The following is a 26,046-nucleotide window of genomic DNA, read 5'->3' on the forward strand; positions in this document are numbered from 1 at the left end:
TTCAGTATAAGCCGTAGCTTTGAATTGTCAATTCTGTTCAATGAGACGCCGCCGACCGTAGACGGCCACGACCATGAACAGAATGCCCGCCGCCAGGCAGCTCGCTACGAGAGTTGGAGCACGGCCGATAGCGCTGCCTGTTGCAGCCAGAGTGGAGGATAGACCGCCGCTGCCAGCGACAGGACGGACAGGCAGGGATTTGTCTGGCTCCACAGAACCGGACGCGGACCCTCCAGGGCCTGCCGGCGTACCATTTCCGTCGTGATCGACCAGGTCATTGGTCTCATCGCCCTTTTCAGGCACACCTGTCAGGGACACGTCATCCACATGCAGGGTCTGGCCCAAACTGCCGGAGGCTTCAATAGTGATTTTGGTATGCCCGCCTAGCAGATCGACCGGCAAGGAGGCCTGCTTCCAGTCTGTGCCGGTAGAGGCAGCCAGGTCAATCTCCGAGGTCTTCCCGCCGGATTCAATCGCGATCCTGGCATGATCCATGCCTTTAGGGTTCGCATAGGAGAGTTTCAGAAGGAAACGGCCGGCGTGCAGGGGAACGTGCCCTGGTTCATCAAAATCCTGGATAATGGAGGCAGTGCGGGATCGTCCGGGCGCGAATTGCAGATCATAGTCGCCCACTCGCCCATAGGCATCGGCTACGTTGTTCACGGCATCTGGATTGACCCGCCGCCATCCGGCGATATCGGCAATCACGTTACCGTCCTTATCCCGATACCCCTGTTCACCCACCGAAACCCTGTCCGCTTCGAAGGAACCGTTGAGCACATAGTCATTGGCATCGTCAACCGACCAAAGGCCGGTGCCAGCATCCAGCTTCCACCGACTCATGGAATTGAAGCGAGGCGTACCGGAATCATCAAAACTCAGCGGATTCCACTGGTTGTATCCAAGCCCATTACCCGCAAAGTCAGCCCATCGATCGCCGCAGTGAATGACGGTCTCTGCTCGGCTGCCGTGCAAGGTGTAGTAAAAACCGGTCTGAGTGATGTGTCCGAAATCCGCTCGGCTGCCATCCATGATCACCGTCTGATTGACGGGCTGATATGGGCCAAACAGATGATCTGCTACCTGAAAATGAATTCGGGATGCATCCCACCCGAATAGATCGGAACCAGCCAAATAATACCGGCCAGCGTGCTTGAAGAGCGCATTGCCTTCACGTCCGAAGCCCTGGTAGAGCTTGGTAGGTTCAAGCAAATCCACCTGACCCCCTCTGGCGCCTATTCTGGCTGCCCAGACACTGCCCCGGCCACGGCCATAGGAGTAAATCAGATAACCTGTGCCATCCTCATCCTGGAAGACGCTCTGGTCACCGGTATTGCTGGTGCCCAGCCCGTAATCGCGCATGTCGATACGCCTCTGGGCTTTGAACGGTCCAGCAGGCGAATTGGCCGTAGCGATCATCACCTTTTTGTCGAAATTGCGACCCGTTGCATCAGTAGGCATTTCATGCTGGATAAGCATGGCATAAGTGTGCAACTCAGGGACATAAGCAACTCCCATTCTGCATACCCAACCCGCACTACGGCCACCAAAGTCACTGGAGAATGCATCAGCCTGCGCCCTGTCCAACGCCACGCCTTGATACTGCCAATCGGTCAGATTCGCGGATTTATAGGCATCCACCGAAATGAAATCATTGCCAGTGAGCGCATGGGTTGGGTCCTGTCGATAAGCTTCAGCCTGGGAAAAGTGAACACCGTACCAAAAATGAGAGACCTTCCCCGTCGCGGGATCCGGGAAATCGAAAATTCCTCCGCCCTGCATATACATTGGATTACCGTCAGCGTCATCCCAAAAACGGTCATTGACGATCAGCCCGCTTCCGCCTGCAGAATCGGACTTTTGCCCTGCTCCTTGAGCAGCAGCCGCCTTTGGCGCTCCAAAGGACAAGCCCAGAATCATCGCTAGAACGATAAGAAGAACGGCCAATCTGTGCCTTGCCAGCGTATGATCCCGAATACGGTTTCCGTTTCCGGGTATATCCGAGCCGATATTCTCATTCATAGTCAACCTCTCTGTTGCTGATGGTTGCGGTCATAGACCCTGATCAAATCGAAATCTATGCAGTTGATACAACTGTGTATCAAACTGCAATAATACTAACACAACCTAAACGATCCAACTCAATGCAGAAGTCGGACTATAGAGCTCCTATGCGAATAAACACTTACCTAGCGTTCAATTCTGCCTATCCTCCAAAAGCCGGCGATCAGCGATCCTGCGGAAGAGGTTGACCTGGGCAGGTATGCAGAACAGCCAGCATGGCCTGTTTTTCCGAGCTGGTGACACTCAGGGAGTATTTGTCCTTGACTCCTATCTGACGGGCCACATACGAGCACTGATAGTCCTTGTTCTCGGGCAGCCAGTAGTCGGCCGAGGCGCTCCCCTTGGCCTGGTTGGCCGGGCCGTCCACAGCAAGCAGATTGTAGGGGTCGTTGCCAAAACGATAGCGGCGGGCCGTGTCCCACTTGCTGGCTCCTGACCGCCAGGCATTCTCCAGAGCGACCACGTGGTCGATCTGCACGGCCGAGCTGGTTTTCGGCCCTCTGACGAATTCGATGGTTCGCCCGGTATAGGGATCCTGCAGACGACCGCTGGCCACCTTGCACCCGCCGGGAGTAGTGGTACGCAGGTCAGTCAGGTCGCGGGTCAACACATCCTCGCGCACATTGCAGCCGTTGCCATCCTCATCGGTCTCCTTGAAGCCGAAGGACTCACGCCGGTACTGGCGACCAGGGCGGGAATGATCGTCCACTGTCAGACTCTGCAGGGTCTGGGCCGCATCGCCGGTTGCCGTATATCGGCCGGTCAGCCGTCCGACTCCACCGTTGACCCTTGGCAATATCAGGCCGATGGTGATGCCTAGGACCACAGCCACCACCAGAAGAATCAGCACCCGTTCCGTGAGCGATTCACGACGGAAGCGGGCCGGTGCGGGATTGCGCCAGACAGAACCATACCGGCTGCGGCCTCGATACCGATATCTTCTGCGTCTCGGACCGGTCATCTACCGCCGATACCTCCTATGTCGACTGCTTGCATGAATCATCCATCATAGCGGTCAGGCATAGGCGTAGGTCATCGGGTCGTGTCCTGCACGCACCGAGGAGTCCATGGCATCGATGGCGGCATGCTCCTCAGGTGTCAGGCTGAAGCCGAACAGATCCAGGTTCTCCGCCTGCCTTTCCCGGTGAACAGACTTGGGGATGATGATGGTCCCGTTCTCGATGTGCCAGCGCAGCACCACCTGGGCCGGCGTGACCCCGTGGGCCTGGGCGATTTGCTCCAGCCTTCCGCCGCCGGCTGTAAGGTCTGCGCCACGCGCCAATGGCGAGTATGCCTGGACGGCTATGCCATGCTCCTTGCAGAAGGCCGTTACCGTGCGCTGCTGCCAGCTGGGGTGCAGCTCGATCTGATCCACGGCAGGGTACTCCCCCATCTCCCGGTACAGCCGTTCCAGATGCTCGGGTAGGAAGTTGCAGACTCCTAGGGTCCGCACCCGCCCCTGGTCGCGCAACCGATGGAAAGCCCGCCAAACCTGGTCGGCCCGCCAATCAAACGGCGTGGGCCAATGGATCATATACATGTCGACATAGTCGGTGCCCAGCAGAGCCAGCTGGCGGTCGAAAGCCCGCAGAGCGCTGTCATAACCTTGTTCGGAATCACGCAGCTTAGTAGTCAGCCACAGGTTGTCACGCTCAGGTCCGCTCTGGCAACCGAAGGCTTTGAGGCCACGGCCCACGCCTCCTTCATTGCGGTAGCCCGCTGCCGTATCGATGTGGCGATAACCCAGTTCCAAGGCAGATTGCACTACTCCAGCGGTTTGATCATCGTCGATCCTGAGCACGCCCAGACCCACCTGCGGAATGCGATTGCCGTCAGACAATAGAATGTCAGGAACTGCTGTCATGGTCCACACCTTCCCAGGATGTAGCCCAGCCGTCTGCCGGGCCATGCTCGCTCCATTCTAGAGCCAGGCAAAAGCCCGGTTGAAACAGAACAGTCCTATGTGGTCAAACCTGCCCGCTCATGCACCGGCTTAGATTTTGCTGATGCTGAAGAAGTACAGCACGTGGGTATCGAACCAATGGTAGCCAAGGTCGAATACGGGCAGCAGGCTGATCTTCATCATCATGCCGACCGTGCCCCAGGCGAAGAAGAGGCCGAGCACAGCCAACAGCCACATGAAGGCGCTGCAGATTCGTCGGGTTTTGATCAACCGGCGACGGCGTGTGGCTTCTGAACGGGTCTCCTGCTCATGGCTGACCATGATCGTGGCCAGCGGCTCCCCCATGGTCCCCGGTCCCGTCGCTCGAGATTCCAGATGCTCCATTTGCTCCAGCTCGTGACGGCAGTTGCGCCGGCGACGTGAAAGCAGGTACCAACCCACCAGGCAGGCCAGGAACAGGGCCAGAAGTACCCAGACCATGTAAATGGGCGCCCCCTCAGGCTGGGTAGGAGGCACGTCGTCGCCGATATAGTGACCACGCACTATCAGTCGGTGGGAGTTGACGCCATAGGGATAGCAGGTCAGCAGGGTCACATAGTTGGAATTCTGGACTGGCTGCAGTGCACTGACATCGGTAGGCAAGATGATCTTAATCTGGTCCACCTTGTAGCTCATATGCCGTTTGAGGACACGTATCTGGAAGACATCACCCTTGCGCAGCTGGGTCAGGTTGTCGAACAGCATGTAGCCGACTTCGCCGGTGTGCCCCGTAATGACGGAGTGGATGGTTCTGTTGTCGGTAGGCACGTGGGTCGTGGCGATGTGCCCCGTGCCATCCTTGAGCACAACATCGCTGGTGCCGTGCCGCACGGGCAGCTTGACATTGATCTTGGGGATCTCCACATAGGCCATCATGCCTTTGCCGTCTACATTGAGGATTTTGTAGTAGCGACCCAGTGGTTCCTTGACTTCCTTGTACTTGAAGGGGTCCCTCAGCGTAGGCTTGCCTAATTCCTCGTCGTACTTCTTGGCATCACGCCACATGGCTCTGCGCTGTGCAGGTGAAAGTGCATCCACGATCTGGTCGTAGTTGTCGACTGCGGTGGAATCCTTGGAATAGTTTACATATGCCGCCAATAGCGGGTAGAGGAAGATTGCCAGACCAATCATGAAGGCCAAGGTCTCCAGGAGGCCGAACCCCCGCCCTGACTTGCGAGCCTTACCACCGTTCTTGGCCTGTTTGGAGGCTGCCGCAGCTGCCTGACCAGCGTTGCCTTGTTGACTTGTTTCCTGGGAATGATGTCCTGAAACTACAATTATGGGAGCCGACGTTGTAGCTTGGCCTGAAACAGACACTGGAGCTGCTATTGTATCTAAATCATCCGATGCTGAAGCTCCTCTATCCTCAGGTGTTGCCGAAGGCGGATAGGAGGGTGGTATATCGGAACTTGGAGCATAGGCAGGCGGCATATCTGCTTGCCCAGCAGGTATGTCTGACGAGGTTGATTCTGTCGGAATGGACTCGTATGCAACATCACCGTTGCCGGCGGTATGAACTGGGCTCATAGTAGCGGAGTCAGTGTTCTGGTCCATCTATAGCCTTCCTCGCACAGCACTTCAAATAGTCCCGTTACTACCTTTTGACATACAAAGACCGGCGGCACCTATATGATACCGCCGGTCCTTAGGCATCCTCACAAATGCCTACGATGCCATTTGCTAGCATCACACCGACATGGGCAGGAGAATACCTAGTGTTCATCCCTGTTCCAGGAATGTGCGACTACCGCCAAGTAGAGGCCCATCATGGCCAAGATCATAAGCAGAATGCCAGGCGCTACCATGGATACGCCGGTAGCGGCAAGCTTGCCTGGTCCTGGTCGCACTACTGGCACGACCTGAGGCACGTCCACAAGCTTGGGGCTTATTGTCACATCATAAAGCGGATGGACTTCACCCTGTTCGCGGTAAAGCGGCAACTGCACGACCACTGGGTCGGCTTTTACCTTTGCATTCTTGGGTGTGGCCACCAGAGTGACCAGCCAATACGAGGCATGGAAATAGTCACCGTCGAAAACAGCAGGACTTCCGCCTGTCAGACTGGGTACATCTGAATCGAGTTGAGCTCCTGTAAGCCAAACACCTTGAGATTTTGCTTCTGATGAGTTGGTTATGGTGCCTCCCTGATCAGAGACACCGTAGTATTCAGCGGGTTGCGCCTTGTCCTTGAAAGCATCTGGGTTGGCTGCCACCTCATTGCTGATGGCCGCTTGTGCCTTATCAGCGCCAGGATTATGGTCTAATGCCTCCACCCGGCTCTTCAGAGTACTGGCATCCAGCCTCAGGGCACGAAACACATACCCTGCTCCAGCCGATACAGGAGCACTCGGCAGGATGTCATTCTGACCTCCTTGACCTGAATGCCCTCTCTTGAGTTGCACCGTCAGGGTCGGGTTGACCGTCTCCGCCTCTGCCGCCGGCGTCATATCGAAAGCGGTAAGGCCTAAACAGGCCAAGGCCGCAATCAGACAGGGCAGAACCCGGTGGGTGAGGCATTTCGGCAAGGCAATTCCCTTCATAAACCTTCCCTTCCGGCCGCCTTTCGACGACGTAATTGCGTCAGATCCGCTGGTCCAAATGAATCAAAACCAACGTCCCAACATACTCGGACTGAAGAAGATCTCAACGGTCCGTATGAAAATGGCGGACGATTCACGGAGGAACCGTCCGCCATCGGGTCACCTCACATGATTCTTGATGTGACCGTGATCATCAGGCCCGGGCGGCGTTATTGCGCCGACTACGGGCGTAAAGGGCACCACCCATGATCAGGGCACCGACAACCAACAGCAGCAGGATGCCACGACCACCAGTCAGAGGCAGGGCCAATGGTGAATCACCATCAGTAGTCGCATAATGCATCAGATAAGTTTCGACTGGCACATTATTAAACTTTATCGCCGAACCGCCAGCATCGGTAATCTGTTGAGGAGTCCTTCCGAACTTGGCAAAATGCAACTCACTGTACGTGGGCTGAACCGTAGCATGGGGACCATACTGCTGTGCAATTTCCTGCTCAGTCTTACCCGCATCCCCAAATGTCACCTTCTGGAAGGGGACACCAGGACTACGCCAGCCATTGGGGGTCTTGGTTTCTACCAGCCACCAATTACCTTGCAGTACTTTCTTACTCCCATCAGCAGCTTTCGCTGTATCACCAAATATGGGCAAACCAGCGAATGCTACCACACCATTGTTGTTAGCCGTAGCCTTATAGAGTTCGACGTTTGTCGGCTTAGTCGCGTCATCGGCAGTATAGAAGTTGCCATCAGAACCGAGATACTTGTCGGGTTCCGTTTGATCCTTAACCAGACGGAACTCGGACCCTGGCAGAGCCGCATACTTTGATGCTTCATTCTTCACATTACCGAAGGCAACGACTCCGTTGATCACATTCGTATGTTCAGGAATAGGATCTAGACGGTTACCGCTTGTATCAAAGTTTTCGCTGAAATCTGAAGCTGCATCGTTGGCAACACCATCCGTGCCAGTAGAATCACCATCTCCAGTGACCTTGGCATTATAGGTGATGACAATCGAGAAGGATGGAGCATCGAAGCCCTTTACCTTGTCAAGACTAGTGAAGAACTTAAAAACATAGTAAGAGACATTGCTAGTAGGTGCATCGTTAGTAAACATCTTCTTACCAGAAACCAAGCTTTCAGGATTTTCTGTTGGAGTTGACTCCGTATAATCCGTATCCTTGACCAGTGGTACGTCTTTAGGAGAACCGGTATCGGAACGGAGCACAACAGTGAAATCACCGTCCAGTCGCAATGAGCTAGACATACGGTCGGCAATGATAACATCGTTTCCTTCGCCCTTTAACTCTGTCACGTCAAGTTTACCATCGTTAGATTTCGCGTCGCCCTTGTAGAGCTTCTGTGAAAGCTTGTAATTGATGGTATCGCCGGCAACGGCAGTCCGCTGAGTCTTTACGTCGCCATTTGAACCCGTAATAGACTGCACAGTCTTGGAGAACTGAGTGGAGTTTAAGTTCTTCGGATACAGATGCAGATTATAAATGTATCCTTGAACCTTGTTTGCAGTATTCGTGTCGTCCGTGAGCGAAGTGGCTGCATAAGGCAGGCCAAAGAAAGATGGCGCCGCATCTTGGTACTTCAACGCATCAAGCTTGTTCGGATTGTCCGGGTTGAAAGCCCATGACTTAGCGCGATTTTCCTGCAGAATGTACCAATGGTTGGCACCTCCTGGGAAGGCGGCTTCTGCCGTGCCTTTAGCCGGCATACCGCCGTCCTCAGCAGCCGGATACCACTTATTGATTACACCTTGGCCGTCGGTCACACCGACATAGTTTTTCTGAACAGTGTACGTAGTATTATTCATTGGATCAATGTCAGCCAAATTATCTGTGGCAGACTTGACCTCCATGACATTAAACGTAACGTCCTTTGCAGGAACCATGTCAGCGTTCGCATTTATTTTTGCAGCATCCACAGAGGAACCCGTGGGGTTATACCCCGGGATAAGCGACAGGTACTTGGTAACTGTCAGCTTAGGACTCACTGTTGATTGCAGCGGACCCGGCCTGAAGTCATCTTCGGCATTATATCCATAGTCAGTAGCGGCCGAAGCCTGGGTGGCTGGCAAAACGACCATGCCCGCCAGGAGCGTCGCTCCGGCAACCGCCAAGCCTAAAAGCTTAGGGAGCCTTATCCCTTCATTATCTCGTTGCATGTGCATGCACGCATTCCCTTCTTTGTTAATAGGCACAGGATGGCCAGGCACATCTTCGCCTCCCCAACCGATCACTTCCCCGACTCAGGGGGGTGGGCAATATGTCAACTTTGGGACATGCCACTGTTCCCATTGCCTAATCATCACTGTACCGACAAAGTAGGGACAACGCAAACCGACAAGCCGAATGTCAAAGGCCCCGCCACATGTGCAGTGGCAGGGCCTTGCAACCTTTTCTGAAACAGGCGATCAGTGCCGGTTGTCCAGCCGATGGTAGAGCTCGGCGGCTCGCAGATCGGCCTCAAAACGGCGCGGTTCGGTGTTCTCGTCGATGACAGCGAGCTCCACGCCGGCCATCCGGGCGAAGTCCTCCCAGGCTTCGCGACCCACGGTGGTGGTCATGCAGGTATGGTGGGCCGCGCCGGCGCGCAGCCAGCACTCAGCCGAGACCTTGAGCGAGGGCCGGGGCTTCCAGAGGGCACGTGCCACAGGCAGCTGGGCCAGGGACCCGCCGGGCTCGACCACATCCACCACGTTCATGACCAGGCGGAAGCGTTCGCGTACATCCGCCAGGGAGACCACCACAGCATCGGTGCAGGGGGTGGCCGTGAAGACCAGACGCACCGGATCCTCCCTGTCGCCGATGGACAGGGGGTGGATCTCCAGGCGGGGCCGCCCCTCGGTCAGCAGCGTGGGCGAGACCTCCAGCATGTGGGCGCCCATGATCTCCTCATGGCCAGGCACGAAGTTGTAGGAGTAGTCCTCCATGAGCGAGCAGCCGCCCTTGAGCCCGTAGCCCATGACGTTGCCGATCCGGATCAGAACGGAGGTCTTCCAGTCACCCTCTGCCGAGAATCCGTACCCATCAGCCATCAGCCGCTGGGCTCCCACGCCGGGTAGCTGACGCAGGCCACCCAGATCCTGGAAGTTGTCAACAGCGGCAGTGGCGCCCACCTCTTCCATCATGGCCCGCATGCCGAGTTCCTCACGAGCGGCCACCACCAGGGAGTCGTACCGGGAGTCCAGAAGTTCGGGAGCCACCTCATAGCTGCGCTTGTAGTCCTCGATCAGATCCTTGACCTGAACGTCGGTGACGGCATTCACATGCTCGACCAGCTCGTTGACCGGCCAGGTGTTGACAGAGACGCCGAAGACCCGCTCAGCCTCGGTCTTGTCGCCCTCGGTGACGGCAACGTCGCGCATGTTGTCGCCCCAGCGGCAGACCTTCATGTTGTTGGCGGCATCCCAGCCGGCGCAGGCGCGTGCCCAGACGCCGATCTTGTCGGCAACCTCGGGGTCGGTGTAATGGCCGACCACGATCTTGCGCGGAATTCCCAGCCTGGTCAGGATGTAGCCGAACTCACGGTCGCCGTGAGCCGACTGGTTCAGGTTCATGAAGTCCATGTCGATGGTGTCCCAGGGGATCTCCACATGGTGCTGAGTGTTCAGCTGCAGGAGCGGCTTGCGCAGCTTCTCCAGACCCCTGATCCACATCTTGGCCGGGCTGAAGGTGTGCATCCAGGCCACCACGCCGATGCAGGCCGGGTTCGACGAGGCATCGACCATGAAGTTCAGGATGGAATCCGAATCCTTCAGCGTGGGCTTCAAGACCAGCTTGACCGGGATCCGACCCGAGTCATTGAGGGACTTGGCGATGTCCGCCGCTTGGACGCCCACCTGGCGCAGGGTCTCCTCGCCGTAGAGGTCCTGCGAACCAACGGCGAACCAAAGCTCCTTGCCCTCGAAGGGATTTTTCATGCTCATACTTCTTGCTCCTTTGCTTATGCTTTCCAGCTCAGTGCTGGCCGTAGACGTGCTGGTACCGGTCGTTGAGCTTGGCTATGTCGGCCGGATCAATGGGTTTGGGCGTGCCGATCTGTTCAGCTGCCCAGACCGTGTGGGCCACCTCCTCGGTCATGGCCGCCGCCTTGACCGCTGCCTCGGCATCGGCTCCCACAGTGAAGGGCCCATGGTTGCGCATGAGCACAGCTGGGCAGCCCGGGTGATCCTTGAGGGTGTCAACCACGCCCTTGCCGATGGCCTCGGAGCCAATCAGCTCGAAGGGGCCCACCGGCACGGGGCCGCCGAACTCGTCGCCCATCATGGTCAGCACGCAGGGAATGTCCCTGCCGGTGGCCGCCCAGGCGGTGGCATAGGTGGAATGGGTGTGAACCACGCCGTAGACCTCGGGCATGTGCCGGTAGATATAGGCGTGGGATAGCGTGTCCGAAGAGGGAGCCTCGGTACCGTCAACCACATTGCCATCCAGATCGGTGACCACCATGGAGCCAGGGGTCAGATGCTCATAACGCACCCCCGAGGGCTTGATGACCATCAGATCGGCAGAGTGCAGGCGCTGCGAGACGTTGCCTGCCGTCCAGACCACCAGATTCCACCTGGTCAGCTGCGCATGCAAGGTGGCCACCTGCTCACGCACCAGTTTCACCTCGTCGCGCACCTCGGGCGAATAATCAGCCAAGGACACCATCTGCAACTCCTTTTCCCGGCCTGATCCTGCTGATCCGGCCGCTTGACGTTTTCAGCTCCGGGCCTCATCCCTGTAGGGGGATGGTCTTCACGGCCGCCTGCTCGATGGGCAGGCCCTTGGTGAAGCGGTCGAAGAAGGTTCTGAAGCCCTTCACATCAGCCGGATCCGGCTGCTCTGTTGTGGACTGGACACCCGCAAAGACATTGGCATCCAGGTAGTCGGCCAGGGTCTGGTCGGCATGGCCCAGATAGTCGGCCAGGACGGCCATGCCCCAGGCGCCCCCTTCCACAGCTGTGGACATGACCTTGATGGGGGCATTGAAGGCGGCGGCCAGGATCCGCTGGGCTACCTTGGGCGTGGCGAAAATGCCGCCATGCCCGACCATGGTGTCCACCTGGACATGCTCCTGGCGGGTCATCACATCCATGCCGATGGTGACCGGCGAGAAGGCCGAAAAGAGCTGGGCACGCATGAAGTTGGCCAGGGTCATTCGTCCCTCGGGGCCGCGGGCAAAGACGGGCCGGCCCTCCTCCAGTCCAGCCAGGAATTCCCCGGAATAGAAGCAGTAGTTGATCAACCCGCCGGCGTCCTTATCTCCCTGGAGCGCCTGGTTGAACAGGGTGGCGTAAAGCGCATTCCCCTTCAGGTCCAGACCGGCGGCCTTGGCGAAGTCGCCGAACAGTCCCACCCAGGCGTTCAGGTCCGAGGTGAAGTTGTTGGCATGGCTCATGCCGGCCGGATCCCCAGCCGGTGTGGTGACCGGATCCACCTCGGGGTGGAAGTCACGCAGGGGATGCTCCAGAACCACCATGGCGAAGATGGATGTGCCCGCAGACACATTGCCGGTGCGGGGGCGAACTGCGTTGGTCGCCACCATGCCGGTTCCCGCGTCGCCCTCGGGCGGAGCCATGGGCACGCCGGGCTGCAGCTGACCACTGGGATCGAGCAAGGCGGCCCCTTCTGCGGTCAGTGCCCCCGCATCGCTGCCGGCGGTCAATGGCTCGGGCAGTAGGTCGTGAATGTCCCAGGGCTGGGCCTGGACTCGGGGTAGTCGGGAGAAGATGCCCAGCAGGCCCTGGTCGAACTCCTTGCGGGAGGAGTCAATGGGGAACATGCCCGAGGCATCGCCGATGCCGATGACCTTGCGACCGGAGAGCCTCCAGTGCATGTAGCCAGCCAGGGTGGTGATGTAAGCCACCTTGGGCACATGCTCTTCGCCGTTCAGAATGGCCTGGTAGAGGTGGGCGATGGACCAGCGCTCGGGAATATTGATCCTGAAGGCCTGCGACAACTCCTCATGGGCCTGGCGGGTGTTGGTGTTGCGCCAGGTGCGGAAAGGCACCAGCAGCTGGCCATCCTTGTCGAAGGCCAGGTAGCCGTGCATCATGGCCGAGATCCCCATGGCGCCGATCTTGGTCAGCGTCACCCCGTACTGGCGACGGACATCCTCGGCCATGGCCGCATAGGCCGCCTGCAGACCCTGGTGGATCTGGTCCATGGAGTAGGTCCAGAGGCCGTCCTCCAACCGGTTCTCCCACTCAACATCCCCGGTGGCCAGTGTCCGGTAGTCATGGTCGATCAGCACAGCCTTAATGCGGGTGGAGCCGAATTCGATGCCCAGACTGGTCGCGCCCTCCTTTAATTCGCTCACGATGACGCCTTGTTCGCCAACAACCATGTCTGCTCCTTTGCCTGATATGTTAACGCTCACATAGTCTGGTTCCGATTGTAACTGAGTCCAGAGCATCAGGCAAGCCCGCGGGATGCGGGCCGACAGTGGTCAGAGGCGCTTGATTGCGTAGCCCAGGGACCGACGCTGGATCACATCCGCCTGGATCAGTCCAACACCGTGGTGGGTGACCGGGAAGTCCACCGGCTGCCCCTGGTGAAGCAGGGCCAGGACCTGCCGCATGGTGGCCACCCCCAGATCCTCAAAGCGGGGACGGACCGTGGCCAGCGGCGGAAACATGTTGTCTACCGTAGGTACGTCGTCGAAGCCCACCAGACTGATGTCACTGGGAATGCGGATGCCATGCTCCTGCAGTGACCGAGCCACGCCCACGGCCTGGTTGTCGTTGGCGGTGACCACGGCCGAGGGCAGGGAGGTGCCGCTCATGCCCCGCTGATCGATCAGGTGGTTCATCAGTGTGTAGGACTCCCCTGCCTCCCAGCTGCGGGCGTGGACCACGGCTGTTCGTATGCGGCAGCGAGCGCAGGCCACCTTCCAGGAGGCCAGCCGGGTGGCTGCATCCCGCCACTGTGCAGGTCCGGCCATGTAGAGCACCCGCCTATGGCCCCGGGAGGCCAGCAGCCGGGCCAGGCGCTGCACGGCACCCCACTGGTCGATTCCGGTCAGGGCTATCTGACCGTCGCCCCGCCGGCGGCTCAGGGCCTCTTCGACACTGGTGATGCCATGAGTGGAAGTGACGATGACCCGGGGCTGGCTCACCTCAACCTGGCAGGCGGCCTGGAACATGGTGTCGGTGGGGGTCAGAAAGATGAAGGCGTCCACATTCTGCTCCAGGAAGGTGCCGCAGAGCTCCTGGAATCCGGCAAGGGTGCAGGCTGATTCGTCCACCATCATGACCGACATGAACAGTCCATGGGAACGGGCCACGGTCTCGATGGCCGTAATTGACGAAACAGGCCCGAAGAGACTGACTCCGCCGGCCACCAGTCCGATGGTCCGGCTGCGGCTGGATGCCAGGGCCCGCGCAGAGTTGCTGGGACGGTAGCCCAGCTTCCTGATGGCCTGCTGAACCTTGATCCGCGTGGCCGGCGAGACGTCCTTGGAGTTGTTGATGACCCTGGACACAGTCTGGTGGGAGACCCCGGCCAGCCGGGCAACCTCGAACATGGAGGGGCGCTTGGACCGTGACCTGCCCCCGCTGCCTGCGGGCATGTGACCTTCTTCCGATAGCCGTACGATAGCCGTGTCGACCGTTCCGATATTAGCCCCTGCCGGGACCGGACGAGGGCAAATGCCAGCTGACCCGGTGCAGACGGCTGGGTCCCAGACGGCGAATGGCCTCCAGGTGCGCAGGCGACCCATAGCCCTTGTTGTGCTCCCACTGGTATGGGGCCAGGGCAGGGTCAGAGGCGGCCAACCGGACCATAAGCTGGTCACGGGTGACCTTGGCGATGACCGCCGCGCAGGCCACACTGGCACAGTGGGCATCACCCTTGACCTGGGTGGAAACCTTGGGCAGAACCGGGAGGTCGGGGGCGTCAAAGCTGTCGGCGGCCGGGGTGATGTAGTCATTGGGGCCGTCAAGGATGGCAGCCAGACGGCGGCCGGGCCCTAGGTCCATCCCATGCTCCAATTCGGCCAGCGCGCGCAGGGCGGCGATGCCCAGGGCGTGAACGATGCCCCACTGGTCGATCTCATGATTGGAGCAGGCCCCCACCGCCCAGCCGGCAGCCCAGTCCTCCAGGTCACGGTACATGGCCAGTCGACGCGCAGGGGTCAGCATCTTGGAATCAGCCACCCCGTCAGGGACCTTCAAATGGTGCAGGTCAGCGGAACGGACCGCCACCACGCCGACCATGGCCGGACCCGCCAGGGCTCCACGGCCGACCTCATCCAGGCCCAGCACATACTCAGCCCCCTGGTCAGCCAAGGCAGCCTCGGTGGCCAGGGTCGGCAGGATCCGCCTCACAGCCGGTTCAGTCCTGGGTAGGCTCGGGCACAGCGTCGAAGACCTTGTGCTGGTTGTTGAGCAGCTTCCAGCTGCCCACCGGGTAGTAGGTCAGCAGTGCAGTGCCCTTGATGTTGTCCATGGGGACCAGGCCATTGTGGCCGTCGTCCTTGTGCAGACGGGAATCGGCGGAGTTGGAACGGTTGTCGCCCATGACGAAGACGTACCCAGGGTCCACCTTGACCTTGAAGGCAAAGGAGCTGGGCTCCACTCCTGGGCGCAGGTAGGAACTCTCATCCAAGGCGACGCCGTTGACGGTGACTGGGGCGCCATGACCCTTGCAGGCCACCGTGTCGCCGGGCATGCCGATCAGGCGCTTTACCAGGTGACTGCCGCGGAAGCTCGGAGTGGACTCTTCGCCTAGCCAGTTAGCAGGGTCAGTAAAGACCACCACATCCCCTCGACGGGGGGCCATCATGGACCTGGTCAGCCGGTGAGTGGTCAGGATTCTGTCTCCGACACCAAGGGTGTTCTCCATGGAGCCAGAGGGGATGACGTAGATGCTGAACAAAAATATGCGCAGGACGGCGACGACAGCCAAGAGAGCAACCAGCTCGAACAGAAACTCGGGCAGGAAACCGCGTTCGCCCAGACGCGGGTGGCTGCCCTTGGTGGAGCCGCGTCCGCCAGGGCGGTCAAAGGCATGGCGGGGCGGCACCGGGGCTGAGGTGGCCTGTCTGCCGTCCGGATACCAAAGTCCCGACGAGGTCGCTTCCTCATCCCGAAAGGCCATATCCACTCCTTGTCATCCGCCGGAACCCACACGCAAAAAGGTTCCGCATGCCTCATAGCGTACACACCCAAGCATGGAAAAACCCGGGAGCATTACATCCCGGGTGTTAGCGGCCAGGCCTGGGCTGGGTCGCCCTGGCTGAATCCTACTTGTTGGACTCGGCCTTGTTGTCGCGACGCTCGACAATGCGGGCGGCCTTGCCGTGCAGACCACGCAGGTAGTAGAGCTTGGCGCGGCGGACACGGCCGTGGCGCAGCACCTTGATGGAATCAATCTGCGGGGAGTGCAGAGGGAAGCGACGCTCGACGCCCACGCCGAAGCTGACCTTGCGCACCAGGATGGTCTCGCGCACGCCGGAGCCCTGACGAGCGATCACCACGCCCGTGAAAGCCTGGATACGAGAGTTGTTGCCCTCAGTGATGTTGACGTTGACCTCGACGGTATCGCCGGGGCGGAAGTCTGGGATCTGCTCCGCAGGCTTCATGTGGCTGGCGTCAAATTCCTGAATCGCGTTCATGCTGTTCCTCCATGGCCGCCGCACATCGACCCATGACATGGACCGCAACCACCAAAGGAGGCGATCCTGACGGAACCCGACGGTCTGCCGTCGGGGGTGCCGATCCGCCGGAGCATCCGGCTGGACCTGAAAGGAAGGGAGCCCATGCGGCAGCTGCCCTTCCGGCAAACAACTGTCCAATAATATACCACCAACCGGACCCGCTGGGGCCCGGCATGACATCAGCGGCGGTGGGCCCTGTAGAAGGCGATCAGGGACTTGGTGGACTGGTCCTGCTCGGCCAGCGCCTGGTCATCCCGGGAGATGGCCGGGGTGATCTCGCGGGCCAGCTTCTTGCCCAGCTCAACACCCCACTGGTCGAAGGAATCAATGCCCCAGACCGTGCCCTCGGTCAGCGTGATGTGCTCGTAGAGGGCGATCAGCTCGCCCAGGGCGGCCGGAGTCAGCGCATCGCCGAAGATGGAGGTGGTGGGCCGGTTGCCGGTGAAGACCCGGGCCGGAACGATGGCCTCCGGAGTGCCCTCGGCGCGGACCTCGTCGGCGGTCTTGCCGAAGGCCAATGCCTTGGTCTGGGCCAGGAAGTTGGCCAGGAAGAGCTCATGGACGTCCTGGTCCCCGTCCTTGGCTGGATTGGGGGTGTTGGCGAAGGCGATGAAGTCGGCGGGGATCAGACGGGTGCCCTGGTGGATGAGCTGGTAGAAGGCGTGCTGGCCGTTGGTGCCGGGCTCCCCCCAGAAGATTTCGCCGGTCAGGCTGGTCACCGGCGTGCCGTCCCAGCGCACGGACTTGCCGTTGGACTCCATGGTCAGCTGCTGCAGATAGGCCGGGAAGCGGTGCAGATACTGGTCATAAGGCAGCACGGCGTGCGAGTGGGCGCCGAAGAAGTTGACATACCAGACGTTGAGCAGGCCCATCAAGGCCACCACGTTCCGATCCAGAGGAGTGGCGCGGAAGTAACGATCGACGGTGTTGAAGCCCTTGAGGAACTCCTCGAAACGCTCGGGGCCGATGGTGATGGCCAGGGAGGTGCCCACGGCGGAATCCACCGAGTACCGGCCGCCGACCCAGTTCCAGAAGCCGAAGACGTTGTCCGGATCGATGCCGAAGTCGCGCACCTTGTCCAGGGCGGTCGAAACGGCGATGAAGTGCCGACGGATGGCCTCGGCCGAGAGGTCCTCGCCGTCCTTGGACAGCAGGCCGCGCTCCCCCAGGCTCTTCAGGAGCCAGGCGCGGGCCTGGCGGGCGTTGGTCAGGGTCTCCAGGGTGGTGAAGGTCTTGGAGACGATGATGAAGAGCGTGGTCTCCGGATCCAGATCGCGCGTCTTCTCGGCCAGGTCGTTGGGATCGATGTTGGAGATGTAGCGGGCGCTGATGCCGGCATCCGCGTAGGGCTTCAGGGCCTCGTAAGCCATGACCGGGCCAAGGTCGGAGCCGCCGATGCCGATGTTGACCACGGTGGTGATCCGCTTGCCGGTCAGACCGGTCCAGCTGCCCGAGCGGACCTGGTCGGCAAAGGCATAGATGCGCTTGAGGGTGTCGCGGACGTCGCCGACAACATCCTGGCCGTCCACGATCAGCCGGCCGCGATCCTCCTCGGGACGGCGCAGGGCTGTGTGCAGGACGGCCCTGTCCTCGGTGTTGTTGATGTGCTCGCCGTTGAACATGGCCTCGATCCGCTCCTCAAGGCCGACCTCGCGACCCAGCTGGGCCAGCAGTGACAGGGTCTCGGGCTGAATCAGGTTCTTGGACAGATCGATATAGAGATCACCCAGCTCGAAGCTGAGCTTTTCGGTGCGCTGCGGATCCTTGGCGAACCATGCGCGCAGATCGATCCCCTGGCGCTGCATGTCGTCGAAGTGCTGGTGCAAGGCCGCCCAGGCCTTGGTGCTGGTAGCGTCCACTGGAGGATTGATGGCCATGGTTGTTCGGGTCCTTTCATGAGGTGATGCCCGGTCTACCGAGCACCCGGTTCTGTAACCCAAACTACTCACAAAAGCAGACAGAAGACAACAAAATCAGTCAATCTGCTTGACCGAGCCGAATCGCTGTCAAAGTATGTCGTCACAGCCGTACTGGGCCAACTTGGCCACCATGTCCTTGACTTCCTGACTGCGGGCCCGGGGGGCCACCAGGAGAGCATCGGGAGTGTCGACGACGATCATGTCATCCACACCCAGAAGGGCGACCGTGCGTTCCGAGCCTGGCACGACCATGTCTCCTGCTGAATCCAGATACATGACCCGGTCGGCATCCCCAAGAATCTTGATGTTGCGCCTGTTGGAGGACGGCAGCAGGCCGGCCACCGAATTGAAGTCGCCGATGTCATCCCAATCGAAGCCCCCTGGAACAACCGCCACGCCGCCGGCCGCCGATAGGGGCTCGGCTACGGCATAGTCGAAGGCGATCTTCTCGATGCCCGGCCAGTACTCCTCCATAGCCTGGCTGCGGGCCTGCCCGCCCTGATCCCAGACCTGGGCGATGGCCATGACCGCGGCGTGGAGCTCCGGCTTGTAACGACGCAGGCAGTCCAGGAGCACCTGCGCTTGCATGACGAACATGCCGGCGTTCCATCGGTACTCCCCTGTAGACAGGTAGGCCTGGGCCGTAGAGGCATCCGGCTTCTCGACGAATTCGCTGACCAAGCGGGCATCAGGGGCCCCGGGAATGCGATCGGCCAGGGAGGGTCCTTGGTGGATGTAGCCGAAGGCGGTGGAGGGACGGGAGGCGGCGATGCCGATGGTAGTCACAAAACCGGCCCGGGCCGCCGCCACCGCCTGCTCCACTGAGGCCGCGAATGCTTTGTCGTCTCGGATGACGTGGTCGGCGGCAAAGGAGCCCACGATGATTTCCCCGCCGTGCCGCTGGGCCAGTACAGCAGTCGCCAAGGCTATGGCCGCCGTGGAATCGCGAGGAACCGGCTCGGCGAAGAGCGCGTCCTCAGCCAGATCCGGAAGCTGCTGACGCACCTGGTCCACATGCCGCTGGCCAGTGGAGACGACCACATGGTCAGCCCCGCAGATGCCGGCCAGCCGGTCAAAGGTGCCCTGGATCATTGTTCTGCCTGATCCCAACAGATCATAGAGGAACTTGGGCCGGTCCTGGCGGCTCAATGGCCAGAGCCGGGTGCCCACACCACCGGCCGGAATGACGGCATAGAAATCATTGAGATCCATGCCTTCCATTGTGTCAAGAAGCTTGTACACCCTCGGCCCGAAGTGCAAGGCGTTTTTATCGCGCGCATCCAGTATGATGTGACATGTTGTCTTCTTCCGGCAGGTCCGGACGGGAGGCGAAGGCCACTTTAGCTCAGTTGGCAGAGCGTCTCACTCGTAATGAGAAGGTCGACAGTTCGATTCTGTCAAGTGGCTCTTTCACCAGCTGCCCTTTCAACGGCAGGGCATGTCGTACGCGCGAGTGGCGTAATGGTAGCCGCGCAGGATTTAGGTTCCTGTGTCTTCGGACGTGTGGGTTCGAGTCCCATCTCGCGCACAGGTATTAAGAACAGGGCCCGCAAGAACAGGCCCTGTCTGATCCTGCCGGGATCAGTGGCGGCTTTCCTGCTTGTTCCTCAGGCAGGCCACGAAGCCCACCAGACCAAGGGCTATCAGCAGCATGATCTTGAGCATCGAAAGCGGCCAGCCGCCGGTAAGAGGCAGAGAGGACGTCGAGGGGCGGAATTCCAGCTCATGCGACACTGACGCCGACTGGTTCCCGCCCTGGAACCTGCCTTGGGCATCAGGGCCCTCGGCATCGTCGGAAAGCACCTGAGCAGTAAACTCACCCTGGTTGACACCCTCAGGCGGAGTCGCCTGCCATGAACCCTGGTCCCCCACAATGACATCGGTGCTGTTGTTGCCATTTCCAGGCCAGGTTATCCGGACAGCGGTCCCCTTGGTCTCGGGAATCTTCCTGTCCCCGTCCACATACTTGTAGGCTTTGCCAGCCACTTGGAAGACGTCGTACCGCTCCAAGACCAGTGTGGTGGGTGTCATGTCGACCTTGCGCTCGATGGATGCCGGGTTCGAGCGTAGGTTCATCGGGTTGATCATCTCAACCTGGAAGGTATAGGTCTGCGTCTCGTCACTGCCGTTATAGCCAGCGAACTTGTCAGCAGGAATATCCAGCGACCAGGACCAGGTGGAATCCGCAGTCTTGGTCAAGCCCAGCGTAAGACCTGTCGCGGAATCCGCGACGGAAGACACCGTGCTGACCACCGCATCCCTCTGGAAGGTGTTGGCCGAGGTGGTCAGCAGACTGGTCCAATCAGAGACAGCATTCTGCTTCATGGAAATGGCCATCCTGGAATCCGTCATCCCCAGCCCTCCCGAGGACCATGCCGTATACACAGGCGACACCTCACCCTTGAATGTCACCACCGAATCCGCCGGCAGACTCCCGTTTACCGTATGGGGCACCGTGACCGCGAGCTTGCTCGCATCCGGGACGTTTTCACCCGAGACGAAATAAGCCGTGCCGATATTCGAGAAGAAGGAGGTCAGGCCGAACCCGGAGATAGACTCAGTTACCCAGGCATGATAACGTCTGTAGCCGCTGTACTTGTTGCCCGGATCCGGGGACGGATACAGCTTGTTCGTGTCATGTATCCGCCAGGAGCCCCCCTGCTTGCTGCCGGTGTCGACCTCGCATACGGTTTCACCCAACCTGAATCCCCATGTGTCCGAGCTTTTCACCAGGTCATCACCATTCGCGCCCTGGCCCTCCACAATGGGATTGTTGGGATCCTCGCCGTAGAGAGTGACCTTGTTAGGGCGCGCAGCATCCTTTGAGGGCGTGCACTCACCACTGATTACCGGATCAAGCTTGGTCGTATACACGCTCCCAGAAGCATCCAAATCGGCATCCGCATCATTCTCGATCTTGGTGATGGTCGGATCATCGGGACGAGGCACATCATACTTATAAAAGGCACTATTGATCGTCCAGCCCGCAGAGATATTCGTATCCTTCTCAACGGTGGACATACCATCGTTTATCCCTACAAGACCAGCACTCTTGGGGTTGTACACTTCAGGACTGACGGTACAAGCGCTGCCGTCCCGATTCGTAGTAACAGGCCAAGTGACCATCTTGAAGTAACCGTCAAGATCCTGCTTCTCCTTGGCCTCCTTGAAATCAATCCCGCCATCATCCTTCTGAGCAGGCATGAGATTGCCATCCTTATCAGTGGCAAAAAGCACGTTGGGGTTGTCGAGATACCTCGGATCCTTTGGGCTCACGTTGAAAGCGGAATACTTACTGACTTGGGCTGCCTTGCTGGTCGTAGTAGTCGCCGTATTAGGAGACGGCTGCTGCCCTGTCACCAGGACCGGCTCAGGGGTCAGCTCATTGACAGGCACCCACTCGCTGTCCTTGAGAGCCACCCACTGGTAATAGTACGAATTGGTCTCAGAACAGATGCCATCAGGATTATCACTTGTACTGCCACGCGGATTCAGCCAGTACACGAAGAAGGAGCGTGCCGGAGCTGTGCCCGGAGCAGTGGCATTTATATCTCCCATTGTATTATCGCTATAAGCCGGAAAACCATAGTCGGTCACCATACCCCAATTAGCCTGATGGTTTTGATAAAGATTTGGGTTGCTGTCCCATCCAACCCAAGAATACGGGCCACTGCACTTCATATCTGCTTTGCTGTCCAAGCAGTAACCCATATACACTTTCATCTGTTTGTCCTGGGACATGCTCGCCGTGATATTTGAATATCTATCCTGAGCCTGTAAATCACTCATGGAAGCCGGATCAAAACTTGTGCAGTTATTTGTAGTCCAAGACCAGGAAGAAGTGCCGCAAGACAGGATGTCATTCTGGTCACCAACGATGGCAAAGACATTCAAGGGTTCGGGGTGACCGCCAACCGCAAATTTCGCGGGATCTGTAGACTTATCCGCGATGTTCATATCGCCCTCGATGGATATGGTCAGGTAGTCGTACAAACCAGAATTGATTATCTTATGAACGGTGAAGAACTCTTTGTGGTTCTGGGCCCAGGCTAAGGCTCCATCATAAGCGTTGGCATTTTTGTTGCTGTCTACGTAATCATCTGGAGTAATAGTGTTCATATACCGCACGCGTCGGTAATAGCTAGGATTGTCAGAACCAACAAACTGATATATGAAAGATAGATTGCATTGTGACGGATTACTGGTGTCAGTTTGACCAACACCGACACAATCCGGCTTGAATTCATTGTGTTTCACACGCAGGATGAAGTCCATGCGCAGCTCATCCTGGTAGGCATCGATCCTGTCGTTGAAGGCCATCATCCTATAGAGCTTCGGTGTTCTGCTGGCCGTTTCGTCCTGTCCATCAACGGCATTGGCCCGATTGGCCGAAAGGGCGCTCAGCCCCAGCGGAACAACCATGGCCAGCGTCGCCAGAAGGGTTACCAGAACGGCGATGATCTGACGGCTGACATGCTGCGGACCCTCGGCGCTCCGTTCTTGTAATCGCTTCAATACCATACCCCCAAACCAAGATATAATTATCCCTTAGAGCGGCTCTACTTTGCTTTTAAATTGTCCCCAATGGTTTCGACCATATCATAGAGATAATAAAATAGCATCATCGCTTTTTCTTTACACGCTTTACGAACACTGAAATTGCAAGCACGATCTGGGATACATATAGGGCGTTTCGCAACCGGTATTGCGGCGACCGTTTACGGTCCGTTTACAATCTTCATCTGACTGGTCTGGGTCGGAGTGGAGGCCACTTTGGCATGGCAAGATCGACAGTTCGATGCCGTCAAGCGACTCTTACTCCAGCTGCCTTCAGACGTGCGGGTTCGAGCCCCATCTCGCGCACAGAAAATGCCAGCAAGGCCTGCCCCCATCCTCCTCATTCCATAGAGGTGAGCGCAGGCCCTACCTTATGCCACCGAAATCAGTATCGGCTTTCCTGCCTGTTCCTCAGGCAGGCCACAAAGCCAGCCAGACCCAATATCAACATCAACAGGATTTTGAGCACGGAAAGCGGCCATCCTCCGGCGAAGGGCAGGGATGAGGTGGAGGGCCGGAATTCCAGCGCATGCGACACCGCAGCCGACTCGTTTCCTCCCTGGAAGTTGCCGCTTTGAGGATCACTGCTTTCAGCATCATCGGAGGCAACCTGAGCGGTGAATCGTTCCTGGTTTATCCCCTCAGGCGGAGTCGCCTGCCATGAACCTTGGTCTCCCACGGCGACATCGGTGCTGCTATTGCCGGGCCAAGTTATATGAACCATGGTGCCTTTGGTCTCAGGAACCCTGGTGTTGCCGTTGACATACTTATAGGCCTTGCCCGCCACTTGGAAGACGTCGTACCGCTGCAAGGTCAGAGTAGTTGGCGTCATGTCGACCGTCCGGTTGATGGAAGCCGGATCCGAAGGGACATTCAGAGGGTTGATCATCTTGACCTGGAAGGTATACTTCTCTGTCTCGTCGTCACCGTTGTAGCCGGTGAACTTGTCAGCTGGTATGTTCAAGGTCCAGGACCAGGTGGAAGCCGTCGTCTTGACAATATTGAGCACAGAGCCCGATGTCGGATTCGTGGCGGAAGACTTGGTGCCGGCTGCTGCATCCCGCTGGAAGGTGTTGGCCGGAGTGGTCAGCAAGGGCGTCCAATCCGAAGCAGTGTTCTGCTTCATGGAAACGGCCATCCTGGAATCAGTCATCCCCAGCCCTCCCGAGGACCAGGCTGTATATATAGGTGAAACAGTCCCCTTGACGGTGACGACCGAATTCGCCGGTAGAATCCCGTTTTTCGTATGGGGGACTGTGACAGAGAGCTTGCCATCCGGAGCATTCTCGTTGGAGACGAAATAGGCTGTGCCTATGTTAGAGAAGAAGGAGGTCAAGCCGAACCCGGAGGCGGACTCGGTCACCCAGGCATGATAGCGCCTGTAACCGTTGTACTTGTTGCCCGGATCCGGCGACGGGTACTGTTTATTGGTGTCCTGTATCTGCCAGGACCCTCCCTGCTTGCTCTTGGGATCGACCCTGCATACGGTCTCTCCCAGCTTGAACCCCCAGGAGTCCGAGCTTTTCACCAGATCGTCACTGCTCTTGCTCTGCCCCTCCTTGAAAGGATTGCCAGGATCCTCCCCGAACAAGGTAACCGTGTTGGGATGTGTGTCATCTTTGGAGGGAGTGCACTCACCGCTGACCACAGGATCAAGATTGCCGGTATAGACGCTTCCTGAGGCATTCAAGGAACCGTCAGTATCATTCTGGATGTTGGTGATCGTCGGATCATCAGGACGAGGCACATCGTACTTATAGAATGCAGTATCGATAGCCCATCCCGCGTCCAAATTCGTGTTTTTCTGAGCTGCAGGCATGTCGTCTGTTATCCCAACAAGACCATCCTGTTGCGGGTCATATATCTTAGTGGTGACTTCAGGAGTGCTTGCCGTCGGCTTGCACTGGGTGCCATCGTCATTAGTAGTGACAGGCCAAGTAACTAATTTGAAATAACCATCGAGCTGCTGATACTCTTGAGCTTTCTTGAAGTCGATTGAACCGTCAGGCAACTGGGCGGGCATGGGGTTCCCATTCTTATCAGTTGCATACAATTCGTTCGAATTGCCCGAACTTGTTGGCAGATTGTACGCAGTGTTGTCATTGACCTGATATTGAAGACCCCAGGAACTGGTCAAGCCATTCACGGCTGGCTTCTGACCTGTTACTAGCACCGGTTTAGGCGTCAACGCATCGACAGGAACCCATTGGCTATCCTTCTGTCCTACCCATTGGTAGTAATAAGAGTTGGTCGTGGAGCATATTCCACCTGCGCTGTTATTTCCACGCAAATTGAACCAATACACAAAGAAGGATTTGGGGGGCGCCACTCCTGGAACCGGCTTATCTCCTATAGGAAATCCATAATCCGTTACCATGCCCCAATTGGCCTGGTGACCGCCATAGAGAAGGGGATTGTTGTTCCAGCCAACCCAGGAACCAGGCCCGCTGCACTTCGGATGCGGACTATCACCTAGGCAGGTGCCCATATACAACTTGATGCCCTTACCCTGGTCTGCAGTGATATTGGCAACTCTGTCTTGCACATTACTACTGATAGTGCTGGGATCGAAGGTGCAGTCATTCGTAGTGTAGTCCCATGGAGAAGTCCATGGGGAACTTCCGCACAACAACGTATTGTTTTGCTGACCAACGATTGCGTAGACGTTCAAAGGTTCCGGATAACCGCCAGTGACGTAATATTTCGGATCATTGGAGGTATCCATATAGGACAAATCACCTTCTATGGATACAGCAAGAAAATCATATAAACCAGAGTTGATTACTTTATGAACCGTAAAGAACTCGTCCTCGTTTTCCGCCCATTGCTGAGCACCGCCAGTAGGGTCGTTAGGGTTTGTCGAAATAGTATTCAGATACCGTATCCTGCGATAGTGGGACGGATTTTGTGCTCCTTCAAACTGATATGCGAAAGACAAATTGCAGTTTACTGAATCATAAGGAGAAGTATCACGCATCGGCACGCATTGCGGATCGAAATCGTTGTGTCTCACGCGCAGAATGAAGTCCATACGCAGCTCATCCTGGTAGGAATCAATCTTGTCGTTGTAGGCCAACATCTTATAGAGTAGCGGCTTCCGGCTTGCCGTCTCATCTTGCCCATTAATGGCATTGGCCTGACTGGCCGACAAAGCGCTCAGCCCTAGCGGAACAACCATGGCCAGGGTCGCCAGAAGAGTAATCAAAACAGCGACTATAGGGCGATCCACATGCCGTGGACCCTTATTGCCCCTTTCATGCAATCGGTTCAACACGCTACCCCCCACACCACTATGCGACCATCTTCAGGGTCAGATGGACTGCACGCTAGATTTGTCGCCAGTGCAGACCACGAAACCCTAGAGCAC

The 26,046-nt window shown here is 58.1% G+C and carries 18 protein-coding genes and 2 tRNA genes; 3 read left to right on the forward strand and 17 right to left on the reverse strand.

Annotated features, from left to right (window positions below; genetic code table 11):
- Positions 1-27: 27 nt before the first annotated feature.
- The 15 genes from LPC22_RS04210 to LPC22_RS04280 form a co-directional block, all read right to left on the reverse strand.
- Positions 28-2,022: a family 43 glycosylhydrolase gene (locus tag LPC22_RS04210; protein WP_229132584.1), complete on the reverse strand. Its 1,995-nt coding sequence runs from the start codon at positions 2,020-2,022 to the stop codon at positions 28-30.
- Positions 2,023-2,227: 205 nt separating this feature from the next.
- Positions 2,228-3,025, reverse strand: a complete 798-nt coding sequence (locus tag LPC22_RS04215; RefSeq protein ID WP_229132586.1) for an HNH endonuclease family protein — start codon at positions 3,023-3,025, stop codon at positions 2,228-2,230.
- 54 nt (positions 3,026-3,079) lie between these two features.
- Positions 3,080-3,928: an aldo/keto reductase gene (locus tag LPC22_RS04220; protein WP_229132588.1), complete on the reverse strand. Its 849-nt coding sequence runs from the start codon at positions 3,926-3,928 to the stop codon at positions 3,080-3,082.
- A gap of 129 nt (positions 3,929-4,057) precedes the next feature.
- The gene (locus tag LPC22_RS04225; protein WP_198189604.1) at positions 4,058-5,137 is read right to left on the reverse strand and encodes a class C sortase; all 1,080 of its coding nucleotides are present in this window, start codon (positions 5,135-5,137) and stop codon (positions 4,058-4,060) included.
- A 581-nt stretch (positions 5,138-5,718) separates the two neighbouring features.
- Positions 5,719-6,546, reverse strand: coding sequence for a hypothetical protein (locus tag LPC22_RS04230; RefSeq protein ID WP_198189605.1), 828 nt, complete (start codon positions 6,544-6,546; stop codon positions 5,719-5,721).
- Between the two features lie 193 nt (positions 6,547-6,739).
- Positions 6,740-8,731 (reverse strand): LPXTG cell wall anchor domain-containing protein, encoded by a 1,992-nt coding sequence (locus tag LPC22_RS04235; protein ID WP_144085350.1) that lies wholly within the window; start codon positions 8,729-8,731, stop codon positions 6,740-6,742.
- Positions 8,732-8,974: 243 nt separating this feature from the next.
- A complete protein-coding gene (gene araA, locus LPC22_RS04240) occupies positions 8,975-10,489 on the reverse strand; it encodes an L-arabinose isomerase (protein WP_198189606.1) in 1,515 nt (504 codons plus the stop codon).
- Positions 10,490-10,520: 31 nt separating this feature from the next.
- Complete coding sequence (locus tag LPC22_RS04245) at positions 10,521-11,213, reverse strand: L-ribulose-5-phosphate 4-epimerase (RefSeq protein ID WP_198189607.1); 693 nt, start codon at positions 11,211-11,213, stop codon at positions 10,521-10,523.
- A gap of 64 nt (positions 11,214-11,277) precedes the next feature.
- Complete coding sequence (locus tag LPC22_RS04250; RefSeq protein ID WP_198189608.1) at positions 11,278-12,891, reverse strand: xylulokinase; 1,614 nt, start codon at positions 12,889-12,891, stop codon at positions 11,278-11,280.
- A 102-nt stretch (positions 12,892-12,993) separates the two neighbouring features.
- A complete protein-coding gene (locus tag LPC22_RS04255) occupies positions 12,994-14,115 on the reverse strand; it encodes a LacI family DNA-binding transcriptional regulator (RefSeq protein WP_229132590.1) in 1,122 nt (373 codons plus the stop codon).
- 49 nt (positions 14,116-14,164) lie between these two features.
- Entirely contained in the window at positions 14,165-14,872 is a 708-nt protein-coding gene (rnhB, locus tag LPC22_RS04260) for a ribonuclease HII (RefSeq protein ID WP_229132592.1), read from the reverse strand.
- A gap of 7 nt (positions 14,873-14,879) precedes the next feature.
- Positions 14,880-15,644: a signal peptidase I gene (gene lepB / locus LPC22_RS04265; protein ID WP_144085344.1), complete on the reverse strand. Its 765-nt coding sequence runs from the start codon at positions 15,642-15,644 to the stop codon at positions 14,880-14,882.
- 145 nt (positions 15,645-15,789) lie between these two features.
- On the reverse strand, positions 15,790-16,161 hold the full coding sequence (gene rplS / locus LPC22_RS04270; RefSeq protein WP_024627419.1) for a 50S ribosomal protein L19: 372 nt from the start codon (positions 16,159-16,161) through the stop codon (positions 15,790-15,792).
- A gap of 221 nt (positions 16,162-16,382) precedes the next feature.
- A complete protein-coding gene (pgi, locus tag LPC22_RS04275) occupies positions 16,383-18,080 on the reverse strand; it encodes a glucose-6-phosphate isomerase (RefSeq protein ID WP_024627418.1) in 1,698 nt (565 codons plus the stop codon).
- Positions 18,081-18,209: 129 nt separating this feature from the next.
- Complete coding sequence (locus tag LPC22_RS04280) at positions 18,210-19,334, reverse strand: mannose-1-phosphate guanylyltransferase (RefSeq protein WP_229132594.1); 1,125 nt, start codon at positions 19,332-19,334, stop codon at positions 18,210-18,212.
- Positions 19,335-19,456: 122 nt separating this feature from the next.
- On the opposite strand from LPC22_RS04280, the gene LPC22_RS04285 reads away from it, so the two are divergent.
- Together LPC22_RS04285 and LPC22_RS04290 are read left to right on the forward strand one after the other, a co-directional pair.
- Positions 19,457-19,529 (forward strand) — tRNA-Thr (locus LPC22_RS04285).
- A gap of 40 nt (positions 19,530-19,569) precedes the next feature.
- Positions 19,570-19,650, forward strand: a tRNA-Leu gene (locus LPC22_RS04290).
- 53 nt (positions 19,651-19,703) lie between these two features.
- Here LPC22_RS04290 and LPC22_RS04295 read toward each other — a convergent pair.
- Positions 19,704-21,680: a hypothetical protein gene (locus tag LPC22_RS04295; protein ID WP_229132596.1), complete on the reverse strand. Its 1,977-nt coding sequence runs from the start codon at positions 21,678-21,680 to the stop codon at positions 19,704-19,706.
- A 654-nt stretch (positions 21,681-22,334) separates the two neighbouring features.
- On the opposite strand from LPC22_RS04295, the gene LPC22_RS04300 reads away from it, so the two are divergent.
- The gene (locus LPC22_RS04300; RefSeq protein WP_229132598.1) at positions 22,335-22,628 is read left to right on the forward strand and encodes a hypothetical protein; all 294 of its coding nucleotides are present in this window, start codon (positions 22,335-22,337) and stop codon (positions 22,626-22,628) included.
- A gap of 436 nt (positions 22,629-23,064) precedes the next feature.
- Here the strand turns inward: LPC22_RS04300 and LPC22_RS04305 are convergent, their stop codons facing one another.
- Positions 23,065-25,884, reverse strand: coding sequence for a hypothetical protein (locus LPC22_RS04305; RefSeq protein WP_229132600.1), 2,820 nt, complete (start codon positions 25,882-25,884; stop codon positions 23,065-23,067).
- Between the last annotated feature and the right edge of the window lie 162 nt (positions 25,885-26,046).

This window comes from Bifidobacterium mizhiense (genome assembly GCF_020884755.1).
In the GTDB taxonomy this organism is placed as follows: Bacteria; Actinomycetota; Actinomycetes; order Actinomycetales; family Bifidobacteriaceae; genus Bombiscardovia; species Bombiscardovia mizhiensis.

Excerpts from the sequence above, each read along its gene's own strand:
- LPC22_RS04235 (WP_144085350.1), bottom strand. The coding sequence starts at position 8,731 with ATGCACATGCAACGAGATAATGAAGGGATAAGGCTCCCTAAGCTTTTA.
- LPC22_RS04215 (WP_229132586.1), bottom strand. The coding sequence starts at position 3,025 with ATGACCGGTCCGAGACGCAGAAGATATCGGTATCGAGGCCGCAGCCGG.
- pgi (WP_024627418.1), bottom strand. The coding sequence starts at position 18,080 with ATGGCCATCAATCCTCCAGTGGACGCTACCAGCACCAAGGCCTGGGCG.
- LPC22_RS04255 (WP_229132590.1), bottom strand. The coding sequence starts at position 14,115 with ATGCCCGCAGGCAGCGGGGGCAGGTCACGGTCCAAGCGCCCCTCCATG.
- LPC22_RS04250 (WP_198189608.1), bottom strand. The coding sequence starts at position 12,891 with ATGGTTGTTGGCGAACAAGGCGTCATCGTGAGCGAATTAAAGGAGGGC.
- rplS (WP_024627419.1), bottom strand. The coding sequence starts at position 16,161 with ATGAACGCGATTCAGGAATTTGACGCCAGCCACATGAAGCCTGCGGAG.
- LPC22_RS04245 (WP_198189607.1), bottom strand. The coding sequence starts at position 11,213 with ATGGTGTCCTTGGCTGATTATTCGCCCGAGGTGCGCGACGAGGTGAAA.
- LPC22_RS04230 (WP_198189605.1), bottom strand. The coding sequence starts at position 6,546 with ATGAAGGGAATTGCCTTGCCGAAATGCCTCACCCACCGGGTTCTGCCC.
- LPC22_RS04225 (WP_198189604.1), bottom strand. The coding sequence starts at position 5,137 with ATGATTGGTCTGGCAATCTTCCTCTACCCGCTATTGGCGGCATATGTA.
- LPC22_RS04295 (WP_229132596.1), bottom strand. The coding sequence starts at position 21,680 with ATGGGAGATATAAATGCCACTGCTCCGGGCACAGCTCCGGCACGCTCC.
- lepB (WP_144085344.1), bottom strand. The coding sequence starts at position 15,644 with ATGGCCTTTCGGGATGAGGAAGCGACCTCGTCGGGACTTTGGTATCCG.
- LPC22_RS04280 (WP_229132594.1), bottom strand. The coding sequence starts at position 19,334 with ATGGATCTCAATGATTTCTATGCCGTCATTCCGGCCGGTGGTGTGGGC.
- araA (WP_198189606.1), bottom strand. The coding sequence starts at position 10,489 with ATGAGCATGAAAAATCCCTTCGAGGGCAAGGAGCTTTGGTTCGCCGTT.
- LPC22_RS04210 (WP_229132584.1), bottom strand. The coding sequence starts at position 2,022 with ATGAATGAGAATATCGGCTCGGATATACCCGGAAACGGAAACCGTATT.
- LPC22_RS04220 (WP_229132588.1), bottom strand. The coding sequence starts at position 3,928 with ATGACAGCAGTTCCTGACATTCTATTGTCTGACGGCAATCGCATTCCG.